The 13,313-nt window shown below is 64.0% G+C and carries 14 protein-coding genes and 3 pseudogenes; 4 read left to right on the top strand and 13 right to left on the bottom strand.

Annotated features, from left to right (window positions below; translation table 11 throughout):
• Positions 1–41: 41 nt before the first annotated feature.
• The 3 genes from LJX93_RS24905 (at position 42) to LJX93_RS24895 (ending at position 2,640) form a co-directional block, all read left to right on the top strand.
• Complete coding sequence (locus LJX93_RS24905) at positions 42–839, top strand: transporter substrate-binding domain-containing protein (protein ID WP_033702583.1); 798 nt, start codon at positions 42–44, stop codon at positions 837–839.
• 111 nt (positions 840–950) lie between these two features.
• Positions 951–1,913: an amino acid ABC transporter permease gene (locus LJX93_RS24900; RefSeq protein ID WP_227696508.1), complete on the top strand. Its 963-nt coding sequence runs from the start codon at positions 951–953 to the stop codon at positions 1,911–1,913.
• The gene (locus LJX93_RS24895; protein WP_033702582.1) at positions 1,906–2,640 is read left to right on the top strand and encodes an amino acid ABC transporter ATP-binding protein; all 735 of its coding nucleotides are present in this window, start codon (positions 1,906–1,908) and stop codon (positions 2,638–2,640) included. The genes LJX93_RS24900 and LJX93_RS24895 overlap by 8 nt, the downstream gene beginning before the upstream one ends.
• 166 nt (positions 2,641–2,806) lie before the next feature.
• Here LJX93_RS24895 and LJX93_RS27575 read toward each other — a convergent pair.
• From LJX93_RS27575 to ubiE, 13 genes and pseudogenes are all read right to left on the bottom strand, one after another.
• Positions 2,807–3,377: pseudogene (locus LJX93_RS27575) on the bottom strand (methyl-accepting chemotaxis protein); the annotation flags it as partial.
• Between the two features lie 198 nt (positions 3,378–3,575).
• Positions 3,576–4,616 (bottom strand): annotated as a pseudogene (locus tag LJX93_RS27570) (methyl-accepting chemotaxis protein); the annotation flags it as partial.
• A 296-nt stretch (positions 4,617–4,912) separates the two neighbouring features.
• Positions 4,913–5,617 (bottom strand): methyl-accepting chemotaxis protein, encoded by a 705-nt coding sequence (locus tag LJX93_RS27565; protein WP_414004140.1) that lies wholly within the window; start codon positions 5,615–5,617, stop codon positions 4,913–4,915.
• Positions 5,618–5,815: 198 nt separating this feature from the next.
• Positions 5,816–6,829 (bottom strand): annotated as a pseudogene (locus tag LJX93_RS27560) (methyl-accepting chemotaxis protein); the annotation flags it as partial.
• A gap of 101 nt (positions 6,830–6,930) precedes the next feature.
• The gene (locus LJX93_RS24880; RefSeq protein WP_033701939.1) at positions 6,931–7,638 is read right to left on the bottom strand and encodes a 16S rRNA (uracil(1498)-N(3))-methyltransferase; all 708 of its coding nucleotides are present in this window, start codon (positions 7,636–7,638) and stop codon (positions 6,931–6,933) included.
• Positions 7,635–8,423 (bottom strand): twin-arginine translocase subunit TatC, encoded by a 789-nt coding sequence (tatC, locus tag LJX93_RS24875; RefSeq protein WP_033701938.1) that lies wholly within the window; start codon positions 8,421–8,423, stop codon positions 7,635–7,637. Before tatC ends, LJX93_RS24880 begins: the two co-directional genes overlap by 4 nt.
• Positions 8,420–8,797 carry a Sec-independent protein translocase protein TatB gene (gene tatB, locus LJX93_RS24870; RefSeq protein WP_047583920.1) on the bottom strand — a complete coding sequence of 126 codons (378 nt, stop codon included), beginning with the start codon at positions 8,795–8,797 and terminating at the stop codon, positions 8,420–8,422. The genes tatC and tatB overlap by 4 nt, the downstream gene beginning before the upstream one ends.
• A gap of 3 nt (positions 8,798–8,800) precedes the next feature.
• The gene (locus LJX93_RS24865; protein WP_033701936.1) at positions 8,801–9,073 is read right to left on the bottom strand and encodes a twin-arginine translocase TatA/TatE family subunit; all 273 of its coding nucleotides are present in this window, start codon (positions 9,071–9,073) and stop codon (positions 8,801–8,803) included.
• Positions 9,074–9,098: 25 nt separating this feature from the next.
• Positions 9,099–9,434 carry a phosphoribosyl-ATP diphosphatase gene (locus LJX93_RS24860; RefSeq protein WP_033701935.1) on the bottom strand — a complete coding sequence of 112 codons (336 nt, stop codon included), beginning with the start codon at positions 9,432–9,434 and terminating at the stop codon, positions 9,099–9,101.
• A 1-nt stretch (position 9,435) separates the two neighbouring features.
• Positions 9,436–9,828, bottom strand: coding sequence for a phosphoribosyl-AMP cyclohydrolase (hisI, locus tag LJX93_RS24855; RefSeq protein ID WP_033701934.1), 393 nt, complete (start codon positions 9,826–9,828; stop codon positions 9,436–9,438).
• Positions 9,829–9,900: 72 nt separating this feature from the next.
• A complete protein-coding gene (ubiB, locus tag LJX93_RS24850) occupies positions 9,901–11,520 on the bottom strand; it encodes a ubiquinone biosynthesis regulatory protein kinase UbiB (RefSeq protein WP_033701933.1) in 1,620 nt (539 codons plus the stop codon).
• Complete coding sequence (locus tag LJX93_RS24845; protein ID WP_033701932.1) at positions 11,517–12,140, bottom strand: SCP2 domain-containing protein; 624 nt, start codon at positions 12,138–12,140, stop codon at positions 11,517–11,519. Before LJX93_RS24845 ends, ubiB begins: the two co-directional genes overlap by 4 nt.
• Positions 12,140–12,910, bottom strand: a complete 771-nt coding sequence (ubiE, locus tag LJX93_RS24840; RefSeq protein ID WP_033701931.1) for a bifunctional demethylmenaquinone methyltransferase/2-methoxy-6-polyprenyl-1,4-benzoquinol methylase UbiE — start codon at positions 12,908–12,910, stop codon at positions 12,140–12,142. Before ubiE ends, LJX93_RS24845 begins: the two co-directional genes overlap by 1 nt.
• A 124-nt stretch (positions 12,911–13,034) precedes the next feature.
• On the opposite strand from ubiE, the gene LJX93_RS24835 reads away from it, so the two are divergent.
• Positions 13,035–13,310 (top strand): polyhydroxyalkanoic acid system family protein, encoded by a 276-nt coding sequence (locus tag LJX93_RS24835; RefSeq protein WP_033701930.1) that lies wholly within the window; start codon positions 13,035–13,037, stop codon positions 13,308–13,310.
• Positions 13,311–13,313: the final 3 nt, after the last annotated feature.

Raw genomic sequence — 13,313 nt, 5'->3', positions numbered from 1 at the left:
AATAAGATTTGCTTCTTTTCTTGCTAGGGGACTTGGTGATGATCAAGAAATACCTTTCGCGACTGCTGGTCGGTGTTACCGCCCTGGTCGCCGTCTCGGCAGCCCAGGCTGGCGCCATCGAAGACGCGGTCAAGCGCGGCACCCTGAAAGTGGGCATGGACCCAACCTACATGCCGTTCCAGATGACCAACAAGCGTGGCGAGATCATCGGCTTCGAGGTCGATATCCTCAAAGCCATGGCCAAGTCCATGGGCGTCAAGCTGGAGACCGTCTCCACCGCCTATGACGGCATCATCCCGGCCCTGCTGACCAACAAGTTCGACATGATCGGCAGCGGCATGACCCTGACCCAGGAACGCAACCTGCGCCTGAACTTCAGCGAACCCTTCATCGTGGTCGGCCAGACCTTGCTGATCCGCAAGGACCTGGCGGGCGAGATCAAGACCTACAAAGACCTGAACAACGAGAAGTACCGCATCACCTCCAAGCTCGGTACCACCGGCGAGATGGTTTCCAAGAAGTTGATCGCCAAAGCCAAGTACCACGGCTACGACAACGAGCAGGAAGCGGTGATGGATGTGGTCAACGGCAAGGCCGACGCCTTCGTCTACGATGCACCCTACAACGTGGTGGCGGTGGAGAAGGCCGGCGCTGGCAAGCTGCTGTTCCTCGAAGAACCCTTCACCTACGAGCCGCTGGCATTCGGCCTGAAGAAAGGCGACTACGACAGCATCAACTTCATCAACAACTTCCTGCACCAGATCAAGCATGACGGGACCTACGATCGTATCCACGACAAGTGGTTCAAGAACAAGGACTGGCTGAAGGAAATGGAATAAGAAGTAGCTTCAAGCCGCAAGCTGCAAGCTGCAAGAGAAGGTGGGCCAATACGCGGTCTGGTTTTCCTTGCAGCTTGTAGCTTGCGGCTTGCCGCTTTCTGGAGTAACCCCGTGATCAAACACAAGAAAGCCCAGTGGCCCTGGCACGCGCTGACTGCGCTGGTGCTGGTTGGCCTGGCGGTCAGTCTGTATCTGGCCACCTCGTTGATGTCCTATGAATGGCGCTGGAACCGCGTCCCTCAGTATTTTGCCTACCAGGCCGAAGACGCCCAGCGCGCCGCCAGCAATGGCACCGTGCAGGACATCGTCATCTCCGGTGACACCGCCCGCGTCTCGCTCAAGGGCGAAGACGGCGTTGAGCAGGTGCTCGATGTGGACAGCAACAGCCTGCAATTGAGCCGTGGCGATGACGTCGCCGAAGGCGACCAGGTCGGTGTGACCCGCCACTGGGCGGCTGGCCCGTTGGCGTGGGGCCTGTGGACCACGCTGTGGTTGTCGGTGGTGTCGGGCGCCCTGGGCCTGGTGATCGGCCTGTTCGCGGGCCTGTGCCGGTTATCGAACAACCCGACCCTGCGTGACTTGTCGACGGTGTACGTCGAACTGGTGCGGGGCACACCGCTGCTGGTACAGATCTTCATCTTCTACTTCTTCATCGGCACCGTGCTCAACCTGTCCCGCGAATTCGCCGGGGTTGCGGCGCTGGCGCTGTTCACCGGGGCCTATGTGGCCGAGATCGTCCGCGCCGGTGTGCAGTCGATCGCCCGCGGCCAGAACGAGGCGGCCCGCTCGCTGGGCTTGAACGCCAGCCAGTCGATGCGCCATGTGATCCTGCCCCAGGCCTTCAAACGCGTGCTGCCGCCGTTGGCCGGCCAGTTCATCAGCCTGGTCAAGGACACCTCGCTGGTCTCGGTGATCGCCATTACCGAACTGACCAAGAGCGGCCGCGAGGCCATCACCACCTCGTTCTCGACCTTCGAGATCTGGTTCTGCGTGGCAGGCCTGTACCTGCTGATCAACCTGCCGCTGTCGCACCTGGCCAGCCGGCTTGAGCGGAGGCTTGCGCAAAGTGATTGAAGTCCGTGACCTGGTAAAAGTCTTCGACACCCGCGGCCAAGTGGTTCGCGCGGTAGACAATGTCACCACGCGTGTAGCCAAGGCCGAAGTGGTGGTGGTGCTTGGCCCGTCGGGTTCGGGCAAGTCGACCTTCCTGCGCTGCCTCAACGGCCTGGAGCATTTCGACGAAGGCCATGTGGCCATCGACGGCCTGCAACTGGCCGACCCGAAGACCGACATCAACGCCTACCGCCGCGAAGTCGGCATGGTGTTCCAGCATTTCAACCTGTTCCCGCACATGACCGTGCTGGAGAACCTGTGCCTGGCGCAGAAGGTGGTGCGCAAGCGCGGCAAGGCCGAGCGTGAGGCCAAGGCCCGGGCCCTGCTGGAGAAGGTCGGTATCGCGCAGAAGGCCAACGAGTACCCGTCGCGGTTGTCCGGCGGCCAGCAGCAGCGCGTGGCGATTGCCCGTGCCTTGGCCATGGAGCCGAAGGTGATGCTGTTCGACGAACCGACCTCGGCGCTCGACCCGGAAATGGTCGGCGAAGTGCTGGATGTGATGAAGACCCTGGCTCAGGAAGGCATGACCATGGTCTGCGTTACCCACGAGATGGGCTTTGCCCGGGAAGTGGCTGACCGGGTGCTGTTCTTCGACCATGGCAAGTTGCTGGAAGATGCCTCGCCGGCGCAGTTCTTTGATACGCCGAAGGACCCGCGAGCGCAGGCGTTCTTGCGCCAGGTGCTGTAACCGCTTGGGGGCGCATTGCGCCCCCGGCAATCTCAAAGGCTGAATCGCCCGACCATCCCCCGCAATTGCCGCCCCAGTTGCTCCAGCTCGCCACTCGAAGCCGCCGTCTGTTCACTGGCCGCACTGGTCTGGTCAGACACATCGCGCACATTCAGCACACTGCGGTTGATCTGCTCGGCCACCACGCTCTGCTCTTCGCTGGCCGTGGCAATCTGCTGGTTCATGCCCTGGATACTCGACACCGTATCGGTGATCTGCCCCAGCGCATGCCCTGCCTTGCGGCTCAGCTCGACACTCTGCTCGGTCAGGCGCTTGCTGTTGTCGAGCAGGTGCGTGACCTCGTCTGTGCCGCTGTGCAGGCTTTCGATCAGTTGTTCGATCTCCTCGGTCGACTGCTGGGTCCGTTGCGCCAGCCCGCGTACCTCATCGGCGACCACCGCAAAACCACGCCCGGCTTCACCGGCCCGGGCTGCTTCGATCGCTGCGTTCAAGGCCAGCAGGTTGGTTTGTTCGGACACCGACTTGATCACATCGAGGATGCTGCCGATGCGCTGGCTTTCGCCCGCCAGATGCTGCATGGCTGCCAGGCAATCGTCCATCTGCCCAGCCAGTTGCTCGATGCAGCTGATGGCTTCGGCCACCACCTGATCGCCCACCTGCGCCTGCTGGTCGGCATTGGTTGCGGCCAGCGATGCTTGTTCGGCGTTCTGCGCCACCTCTTGCACGGTCGCGCTCATCTGGTTCATGGCGGTGGCCACCTGGTCGGTTTCCTCGCGTTGCTGGTTGATGCGCAGCTTGGTGTCCTCACTGCTGGCGGCCAGTTGCGTGGCCGCCTGTGACAGGTGGCCGACACCTTGGTCGATGCCGCCGATGAGCTCGCGCAGGCTCAAGGTCATGTCGCGCATGCTGGACTGCAACTGGCCCATCTCGTCACGGCGCAGCACCGGCTCGACCTGGCTCAGGTCGCCCTTGCTGATACGCGCGGCCACGGCCAGTGTCTGGCGCAGCGGCTGGGTAATCTGCAGGGTGATCAGCCAGCCGGCGATGACCCCCACCACCAGCGCCAGCACGGCCACGCTGGTCAGCAACGAGCGGGCTGCCAGGGCCTCGCTGTCGCGTTGCTCGACCTTGCGCTCGCCCAACTCCACGCTGACGGCGCTTAACTCATCACCCATGTTTTCCATGTTGCCTTGCAACTGCTCGACCCGCACGGCGGCGCTACGGTACTGGTCCAGGCTGGTGCGGTACTTGGCCAACTCGACACCGGGCTGTTCCGTCAGCGTGCGCGGCAGGCCCAGGGGCGCAAGCCCCTTGAGCAACTGGCCAAGGCTGCTGTCGGCGGCGTCAAGTGCGCCATCGCCGACTTTGGCGAAACCCTCGACGGGCGAGAAGGTATAGGCGGGTACCAGGCTCTGCTGGTTGGCGCCGTCGACGTGACGGCTGAGGGTATCCATCAGGCCCAGCACGCCGCTTTGCTGGCTGTCGGCAGGCATCTTCAGCAAGGCCTGGGTCTGCAGTTCGTCGATGACGTCGTTGAGTTTCTGCTCCTGCGCCTGCATGGCCTCGCGCAGCGCGTGCCGCTGTGCGACCGTGCGCTGCAGTTCGGCGAAGTCGTCGCGCAGGCGCTGCAACAATTGCAGCTTCTGGGTGAGCATCTGGCGTGAATCATCGACATGGCTGCGTTGCTGCAGGGTGGTCAGCATGCCTTCGAGCTGGTCGAGGATGCGCATGATGCGCGACTTGCTGGCGTCGTCGCCGAGCACGCGATAGGTGATGCGCTCTGCGCGCAGGTCCTTGACCAGGTCGTTGATCAGGCCGATTTCACTGAGTTGTTCCGAGCGGGTGATAGCGCCATCCAGCGCGCGCCAGCCGCTGAGGGTGGTGGCCAGGGTAAGCAGCAAGACCACGGCGAAGCCGAGGGCAAGCTTGGCGCCGACACCGACGTTGCCGAGCCTGCGGTTGAGGTAGCCGAGCATGATGTGTCTCCGTCCGTTTGAGAGAGGGCATGCCGGCGCAATGCCGGCATGACACCCCTGCCCATCGGCCGCGGAGGCGTAGGACTTGACCTGATAATCCCGTAGGAAAATTCAGCAAAGACTGTATGAATTTCTGCAGGCCCGCCGCGACGCTTGTGTAGGAGCGGCCTTGCGTCGCGAACGGGGCGCGTAGCGGCCCTGGTTTTTCAGCTTCGCCGCAGAGAGTGCTGGGGGCGCTACGCGCCCCGATCGCGACGCAAGGCCGCTCCTACACCACGCCCGCAGGCCTTGCACGATCAGAGCCTGAACCGCCCTACCAGCCCTTGCAGGTGCGTGCCTAACCGCGCCAGTTCCACACTGGAGCTGGCCGTCTCTTCACTGGCCGCCGAGGTCTGATCGGAGATATCCCGCACATTCATCACGCTGCGGTTGATCTCCTCGGCCACCGCGCTCTGTTCTTCCGCCGCCGTGGCAATCTGCTGGTTCATCGCCTGGATCGACGACACGGTACGGGTGATGGTCTCCAGAGAGCCCCCGGCGCGGCGGGTCAGCTCGACACTGCTGTCGGTCAGCTGGCGGCTGTTGTCCATCACGCTGGCCACACGTTGCGTGCCGCTTTGCAAGCCGGCAATCAGTTCTTCGATTTCTTCGGTCGACTGCTGCGTACGCTGGGCCAGGCTGCGCACTTCGTCGGCGACTACGGCAAAGCCACGCCCGGCCTCGCCGGCCCGTGCTGCCTCGATCGCCGCGTTGAGGGCCAGCAGGTTGGTCTGCTGGGCCACCGATTTGATCACATCGAGCACGCTGCCGATCTTGTCGCTCTCGGCCTTGAGCTGGTTCATCGCTTCGCTGGAGTTGGCCACCTCAGAGGCCAGGCGCTCGATCTGGGCCACCGCCTCACCCACCACCCGATCACCCTCGCGGGCTTGTTGGTCGGCCATCAACGCGGCTTCCGAGGCCTGTTCGGCATTGCGTGCCACCTCGTGCACGGTGGCGGTCATCTGGTTCATGGCCGTCGCCACCTGGTCGGTTTCTACCTTCTGGTTGTTGACCCCGGCGCTGGTCTGCTCGGTCACCGCCGACAGTTCCTCGGCGGCGCTGGCGATCTGCGTGACACCGTCGCCGATGCCGCCGATCAACTCACGCAGGCCCTGGGTCATGCGCTGCATGCTGGCCTGCAACTGGCCCAGTTCGTCGCGGCGTTGTACCGGCAAGTCCTGGCTCAGGTCGCCACTGGCCACGCGCTCGGCAGCGTTCAGGGTCTGGCGCAGTGGGATGATGATCTGCCGGGTGATGGCCCAGGCCGCCAGCAGGCCCAGCGCCAGGGCCAGGGCGGTGGCGGCGGCGAGTAGGGTCTTGGCCTGGCTGGCACCGGCGTTGCGCACTGCCGTCTGTGAGGTGGTCATCGTCTGGCTGGTCTGCAGCAGCACCGAGCCTTGGTCGGCCATGTGTTGCAGCGCCTGCTCGCTGGCAGCCTGCGCACTGCCGAACTGGTTGACCGCGTCACGGTAGCCGGCCAGGGCGGTGGCGGCATCGTCGAGGCTGGCGGCATGTTCGGCGGGCACCTTGGCCGGCAGCGCCTTGAGTTCGGCCAGGGCCTGGTCGATGGCCTTCAGTGCGGTCTGCTGGTACTGCGCATCGCCGCTGTAGGTATAGCCACGGACCTGGAAGCGCGCTTGTTGCAGCAGTGCGCTGACGTCCACCGCATACTGGTATTGGCTGATATCGCCGCCCTGCAGCAGGCCCCGCTTGACCCGGCCGACCAGCTCGACGGCCTTGTCGGCGCTGTCGCCAAGCACGGCACGGCTGGCCTCGCGGCGCTGGCCGGCCTGTTTCAGGTCGTTGAACGCTTGTTGATAGATGCGCACGGCCTCGCGCTGCTGTTCGAGGCGCTGGCGGTCGGCGGGGAGTTCGATCTGGCCCAGCATCAGCTGCACCTGGCGATCAAGATTGGCCAGGGCCTTTTCCAGCTCGGCCACAGCGGCGTCATTGCGGTCGCGCTGGTAATGCTGGCGGGCGATGCGCAGTTCCTGGGTGTATTGCTGGATCACCGAGATATTACCCAGCTTGTCGCCGCGGTCGATGACGCTGTCCAGGCCGTGCCAGCCGGTCAGGGTAATGGCCAGGGTCAGTAGCAGTACCAGGCCGAAGCCCAACCCCAGCTTGCGATTGACGCTTACATTTCCCAGCACGTGGGCTAACCATCGGTACATGTTCGACTCCCCGGTAACTTGGCAGCACGGTTAATTATTGTGTTGCCAAGGCATCGGCCCGGGAGAGAGAAACTTGATGGGTGAAAAGCCTGACGATTGCGTCAGAAAATACGCGATAACAGCGCGATTACGGCAGTCTCCACGCGCAGGATGCGCTCACCCAGTTGCACAGGCGCAAGGCCAGCCTTGCCCAGCAGCTCGACTTCATAGGGGATCCAGCCACCCTCAGGGCCGATGGCCAGGGTCACCGCTTGCTCGACGGCCCGCGGGCAGGCAGGGTAGGGGCCGGGGTGGCCCACCAGGCCCAAGGTGCCTTCGGCGATGGCCGGCAGGCGGTCTTCGACGAACGGCTTGAAGCGCTTCTCGATGATCACCTCGGGCAACACCGTGTCGCGGGCCTGCTCCAGGCCCAGGATGAGGTTTTCGCGAATGCTTTCGGGGTTAAGGAAAGGCGTTTGCCAGAAACTCTTCTCGACCTTGTAGCTGTTCACCAGGATCAGGCGCTCGACACCCAGGGTGGCGACGGTCTGGAACAGCCGGCGCAGCATTTTCGGCCGCGGCACCGCCAGCACCAGGGTCAGCGGCAGCTTGGCTGGCGGCGGCTGGTCGAAGCCCACTTGCAGTTCCGCTTCATGGCCTTCCAGGCGCACCACGGTGGCGCGGCCCATCAACCCGTTGACCTGCCCGACGCGCAGGCTATCGCCCACCGCCACCCGGTGAATCTCCTGCATGTGGGTGAAACGCCGGTCGGCCAGGACCACGCGGTCGGCTGCGATGAAATCGGCTTGTTCGAGTAACAGCAGGTTCACGGTTGCGTCGCAGGGGGTTGGTCGTTGTGATCGTTTGCGGCTTCATCGTGCTCGCTGCGCTTGCGGATCAGGCTGCCACACAGCACACCGACCTCGAACAACAGCCACATGGGCACTGCCAGCAAGGTCTGGGAGAAGATGTCCGGCGGGGTCAGGACCATGCCGACCACGAAGCAGCCGATGATCACGTAAGGGCGAACCTTCTTCAGGTACTTCACGTCGACCACGCCGATCCACACCAGCAACACCACGGCCACCGGGATCTCGAAGGCGACGCCAAAGGCGAAGAACAGGGTCATGACGAAGTCGAGGTAGCTGGCGATGTCGGTCATCATCGACACGCCTTCCGGTGTGGCGCTGGCGAAGAAGCCGAAAATCAGCGGGAACACCAGGAAATAGGCGAAGGCCATGCCGGCGTAGAACAGGAAGATGCTCGACACCAGCAGCGGAATGGCGATGCGTTTTTCATGGCGGTACAGCCCGGGTGCGATGAAGCCCCAGATCTGTTGAAGAATGAACGGGATCGCCAGGAACAACGACACGATCATGGTCAACTTGAACGGCGTGAGGAACGGCGAGGCCACGTCGGTGGCGATCATCGTCGCATTGGCCGGCAGGTGGTCGCGCAGCGGCGCCGAGACCAGGGTGTAGATCTGCTGGGCGAAGGAGAACAACCCGGCAAAGATCAGGAAGATGACGGCGACACAACGCAGCAGGCGAGTGCGCAGTTCGGTCAGGTGCGAGACCAGCGGCATGGGCTGGTCGTGTTCCGGATTTTCGCTCATGGGGCTCGCGGCGGTTGTGGCGGTTCAGAGGGTGCGGCCGGGGCGGCAGGCGTGGCGTCTGGCGTAGCTTCGAGCCCTGCGGGAGGTTGCACCGTGGCCGTGGTGACCGGTGGCTGCACCGGTGGCGTCTGCGGGTTGAGGATGCGCCGGGCTTCCTCTTCCATGTGCAGGATGTGCTCGTTGTGCAGCTGCCGACGGATATCGTCGGCGCCGATCTCGCGCTCGACTTCCATCTTGATGCTGTTGAAGCTGCGCTTGAGGCGCCCGATCCACAGCCCGGCCGTACGCGCGGCGCCGGGCAGGCGCTCGGGGCCGAGCACCAGCAGGGCGACGAGGCCGACGAGCAGCAGCTCACTGAAACTGATGCCGAACATGGGTCAGTCTTTCCGCTGTGGCTCTTGGACCGGCTGGGCCTGGCCCTCGATGGTGTGGCCCTGGGCCTGCTGGGCAGTGTTCTGCACTGGCGGAACGGGCTGTGCAGGCGGCGGCGTCTGCTCGGCCGGCTTGTTCTCTTCGTCGCTCATGGCCTTGCGAAAGCCCTTGATCGACTCGCCGAGGTCGCTGCCGAAGTTTTTCAGCTTCTTGGTGCCGAACACCAGCACTACCACCACCAGCAGTACAATCCAGTGTTTCCAGTCAAAGATACCCATGTTGCTCTCCTAGAATTCTATTCAGTCAGGCGGAAGGTTGACGCGCAGCCTTCTCGTCATGCCCGGAAAGCCCGAAACGGCGCTCCAGTTCATCGAGCACGGCCTGTGGATGCTGCCCCAACGCGCTGAGCATCACCATGCTATGAAACCACAGGTCGGCGGTTTCATAGATGACATCGCTGTAATCCTTGCTGATCGCAGCATCCTTGGCGGCAATGATCGTCTCGATGGACTCTTCGCCGAGCTTCTCGAGGATCTTGTTCAGGCCCTTGTGATGCAGGCTTGCCACGTAGGAGCTGTCGGGCGCCGCGTGCTTGCGTTGTTCAAGCACTTCGGCCAGGCGGTTGAGGGTGTCGCTCATGTCAGTGTCCTGCGCTATAGATGGCGTCCGGGTCCTTCAGGACCGGGTCGACGGTTTGCCATTGGCCGTCTTCGTAGACGCGGTAGAAGCAGCTTTCGCGGCCGGTATGGCAGGCGATATGGCCCAGTTGCTCGACCATCAGGATGATCACGTCGGCATCACAGTCCAGGCGCATTTCGTGCAATTTCTGTACATGGCCGGACTCCTCGCCCTTGCGCCACAGTTTGCCACGCGAGCGCGACCAGTAGATGGCGCGTTGCTCGGCGGCAGTCAGGGCCAGGGATTCGCGGTTCATCCAGGCCATCATCAGCACGCGTCCGGTCTTGTGGTCCTGGGCAATGGCCGGTACCAGGCCATCGCTGTTCCACTTGATCTCGTCCAGCCAGTCTTTCATCGTCGACTCCAAAACGGACCCGCTCCTGTGCCGGGCCCTTTGCGCTAGTGTGCCAGCCAGAGGCGCGGCTGGCTATTGGCGCACGATCAGGTAAAGGCCAGCGGCCAGCATCAGCCATGCCGGCCAGGCGGCCGGGGCGGCCAGGCTGGCGGCCTCGGCGGCACCTGCGGCCAGTACCGCGCCACCGCCGAGCAGGCCGGCGCCGAGCAGGCGCAGTGCCCAGCGGTCGCCCTGGCGGCGCCGCTGGGGCAGTTGCGGGTCGTGCAGGTGCGGTTGCGACAGGCGTTCGAGCAGGTCGCGGGTCATGCCGGCCAGGTGCGGCAGTTGCTCGGCCTGGCTGTACAGGTTGCCGACCATGGCCTTTGGGCTGTAGCGCTCGCGCATCCAGCGTTCCAGAAACGGTTTGGCGGTGCTCCACAGGTCCAGGTCGGGGTACAACTGGCGGCCCAGGCCCTCGATGTTGAGCAGGGTCTTCTGCAGCAACACCAGTTGCGGCTGGACCTCCATGTTGAAGCGCCGGGCGGTCTGGAACAGGCGCATCAGCACCTGGCCGAAGGAAATGTCTTTCAACGGTTTTTCGAAGATCGGCTCGCACACGGTACGGATCGCGGCTTCGAACTCATTGACCTTGGTGTGCGCCGGCACCCAGCCCGAATCGATGTGCAGTTGCGCGACGCGGCGGTAATCACGCTTGAAGAAGGCGATCAGGTTGCGCGCCAGGTAGTCCTGGTCCTCTGCGGTGAGGCTGCCGACGATGCCGCAGTCGATGGCGATGTACTGCGGGCTCCACGGCTTTACCGTGCTGACGAAAATGTTGCCGGGGTGCATGTCGGCATGGAAGAAGCTGTCACGGAACACCTGGGTGAAGAACACCTCCACACCGCGCTCGGCCAGCAGCTTCATGTCGGTACGCTGGTCGGCCAGGGTTGCCATGTCGGTGACCGGCACGCCGTAGATGCGCTCCATCACCAGCACCTTGGGCCGGCACAGGTCCCAGTAGACCTGGGGCACGTACATCAGCTCGGAGCCCTCGAAGTTGCGCCGCAACTGGCTGGCGTTGGCCGCCTCGCGGAGCAGGTCGAGTTCGTCGTAGATGGTCTTTTCGTAATCGTTGACCACTTCGACCGGGTGCAGGCGGCGAGCGTCGGCAGACACCCGCTCGGCGCCCTTGGCGATCAGGAACAGCCAGGCCAGGTCCTGGGCAATGATCGGTTTGAGGCCCGGGCGTACCACCTTGACCACGACTTCTTCGCCGCTCTTCAGGCGCGCGGCGTGTACCTGGGCCACCGAGGCCGAGGCCAGCGGTTCGACGTCGAAACGGCTGAACACCTCACCGACCTTGGCGCCGAGCTGCTCCTCGATCAATGCCACGGCCTTTTTCGGGTCGAACGGCGGCACGCGGTCTTGCAGCAGCATCAGTTCGTCGGCGATGTCGGTGGGCAGCAGGTCGCGGCGGGTGGACAGCAGCTGGCCGAACTTGATGAAGATCGGCCCCAGGTCCTGCAGCGCCAGGCGCAGGCGCGCGCCACGGCTGAGCGCGGAGGGCGTGCGCGGCAGCCAGCGCCAGGGCATCAGCAGGCGCAGGCTCATCAGCCACCAGGGCAGGGGCAGGTCGAACAGCAGGTCATCGAGGCGGTAGCGGATCACCACACGCTGGATGCGAAAGAGACGGCGGACGGCGAGCAGCTTCATGCGTTATCGCTGGTATCAAGGGATCGGGAGAGGCGCAGCAGGCGCGCCTCTAAGCGTTCTGTATCGACCTTCAAGGCATCGAGCTCGCTGAAGGCGGCTTCGGCTTCGCGTTTGCCGACCAGGGTGCGGGACTCTTCGGCCAGGTACTCGGAGAGGTTCTGGCTGAAGCGCGTCAGGCCTTGGCGGGTCCAGCGCGCACGCAGGCGGATGTGGCCTGCCAGCAGCGCGGTGGCGACCGGGCCGAGCCAACGCTGCAGTTCGTGCTCCCAGTCCAGCTCCAGGTCCTGCAACACGCCGAACAGGTCGAGCAGTACGGCGCTGTCGCCATGCAGTTCGACCTGCGGGCTGTGCAACACGGCGGTCTTGTCCCTGGCCAAGGCCAGTTGCGCCAGGCTGCCAGCGGGGGCGCGCAGGCTGCAGTCGACCTCGCCTTCCCAGTGCGCGGCCAGCATCAGGCCGTCTTCATCGGGCAGGATGAACACCTGCAGGGCCGGCTGACGGCAATCGATCTCGATGACCTTGCCTTCGAGCGCAGCCAGCCGCGGCAATGCCGTGCTGTCCATGCGCAGGACGCGGTTCAGGCCATGTTCGACGCTGGCGAGCAGCCCGGCCAGCAGCATCAGGGCTTGATTCCCCGGTGTACGGCGACGATGCCGCTGGTCATGTTGTGGTAGGTGACGCGGTCGAAGCCGGCGTCGACCATCATGGCCTTGAGGGTTTCCTGGTCGGGGTGCATGCGGATCGATTCGGCCAGGTAGCGGTAGCTTTCCGAGTCGTTGGTGATCAGCTTGCCGGCCAGTGGCATGAAGGCGAACGAGTACGCGTCATAGGCCTTGGACATCAGCTTGCTGGTCGGCTTGGAGAATTCGAGGATCAACAGGCGCCCGCCCGGCTTGAGCACGCGCAGCATCGAGCGGATGGCTTCGTCCTTGTGGGTGACGTTGCGCAGGCCGAAGGCGATGGTCACGCAGTCGAAGTGGTTGTCCGGGAACGGCAGCTTCTCGGCGTCGGCCTGGACGAACTCGATGTTGCCCGCCACGCCACGGTCGAGCAGGCGGTCACGGCCAACCTTGAGCATCGACTCGTTGATGTCGGCCAGCACTACCTGCCCGGTCGGGCCGACCAGCCGCGAGAACTTGGCGGCCAGGTCACCGGTACCGCCGGCAATGTCCAGCACGCGGTTGCCGCTGCGCACGCCCGACAGCTCGATGGTGAAGCGCTTCCACAGGCGGTGCATGCCGCCGGAAAGCACGTCGTTCATCAGGTCGTACTTGGCCGCCACCGAGTGGAACACCTCGGCGACTTTCTTGGCTTTCTGGCTCTCGGGGACGTCCTGGTAGCCAAAATGGGTGGTGGGTTCGGCGTGTTCGCCTTTGCGCTGGTCGTTCATATCGCTTCACCGGAAAAAATTACCGCCATTCTAGGGCGAACGGGCGGATTTGTCTTGGCGGGGTGTGCCGGGGGGCAGGGGCGGGCATAATGCCGATTATGTCTTCATATTCAGGAACACCCGCATGACCCAGATCAGCGTCGAACGCAAACACTCCCTTGGCCGCGAGGCCGCTCGCGCCAAGGCCGAAGCGCTGGTGGACAAGCTGAGCCGCGAATATGACCTCAAGGCCACCTGGAACGGCGACCGCGTCGACGTGGCACGCAGTGGCGCCAACGGCAGCGTGCACATCGGTGACGACAGCATCCGCGTCGAGCTGAAACTGGGCATGATGCTGTCGATGATGAGCGGCACCATCAAGGGCGAGATCGAGCGGGCGCTGGACAAGGCGCTGGCCTGACCC

This window comes from Pseudomonas sp. HN2-3 (genome assembly GCF_020691745.1).
Taxonomy (GTDB): Bacteria; Pseudomonadota; Gammaproteobacteria; order Pseudomonadales; family Pseudomonadaceae; genus Aquipseudomonas; species Aquipseudomonas capeferrum.
This window is presented reverse-complemented; position numbering and strand designations above follow the sequence as displayed.

Excerpts from the sequence above, each read along its gene's own strand:
- ubiE (WP_033701931.1), bottom strand. The coding sequence starts at position 12,910 with ATGAACGACCAGCGCAAAGGCGAACACGCCGAACCCACCACCCATTTT.
- LJX93_RS24860 (WP_033701935.1), bottom strand. The coding sequence starts at position 9,434 with ATGAGCGACACCCTCAACCGCCTGGCCGAAGTGCTTGAACAACGCAAG.
- tatB (WP_047583920.1), bottom strand. The coding sequence starts at position 8,797 with ATGTTCGGCATCAGTTTCAGTGAGCTGCTGCTCGTCGGCCTCGTCGCC.
- LJX93_RS24865 (WP_033701936.1), bottom strand. The coding sequence starts at position 9,073 with ATGGGTATCTTTGACTGGAAACACTGGATTGTACTGCTGGTGGTGGTA.
- ubiB (WP_033701933.1), bottom strand. The coding sequence starts at position 11,520 with ATGAAGCTGCTCGCCGTCCGCCGTCTCTTTCGCATCCAGCGTGTGGTG.
- LJX93_RS24845 (WP_033701932.1), bottom strand. The coding sequence starts at position 12,140 with ATGCTGCTGGCCGGGCTGCTCGCCAGCGTCGAACATGGCCTGAACCGC.
- LJX93_RS27565 (WP_414004140.1), bottom strand. The coding sequence starts at position 5,617 with ATGACCGCCACCGTGCACGAGGTGGCACGCAATGCCGAACAGGCCTCG.
- tatC (WP_033701938.1), bottom strand. The coding sequence starts at position 8,423 with ATGAGCGAAAATCCGGAACACGACCAGCCCATGCCGCTGGTCTCGCAC.
- hisI (WP_033701934.1), bottom strand. The coding sequence starts at position 9,828 with ATGAAAGACTGGCTGGACGAGATCAAGTGGAACAGCGATGGCCTGGTA.
- LJX93_RS24835 (WP_033701930.1), top strand. The coding sequence starts at position 13,035 with ATGACCCAGATCAGCGTCGAACGCAAACACTCCCTTGGCCGCGAGGCC.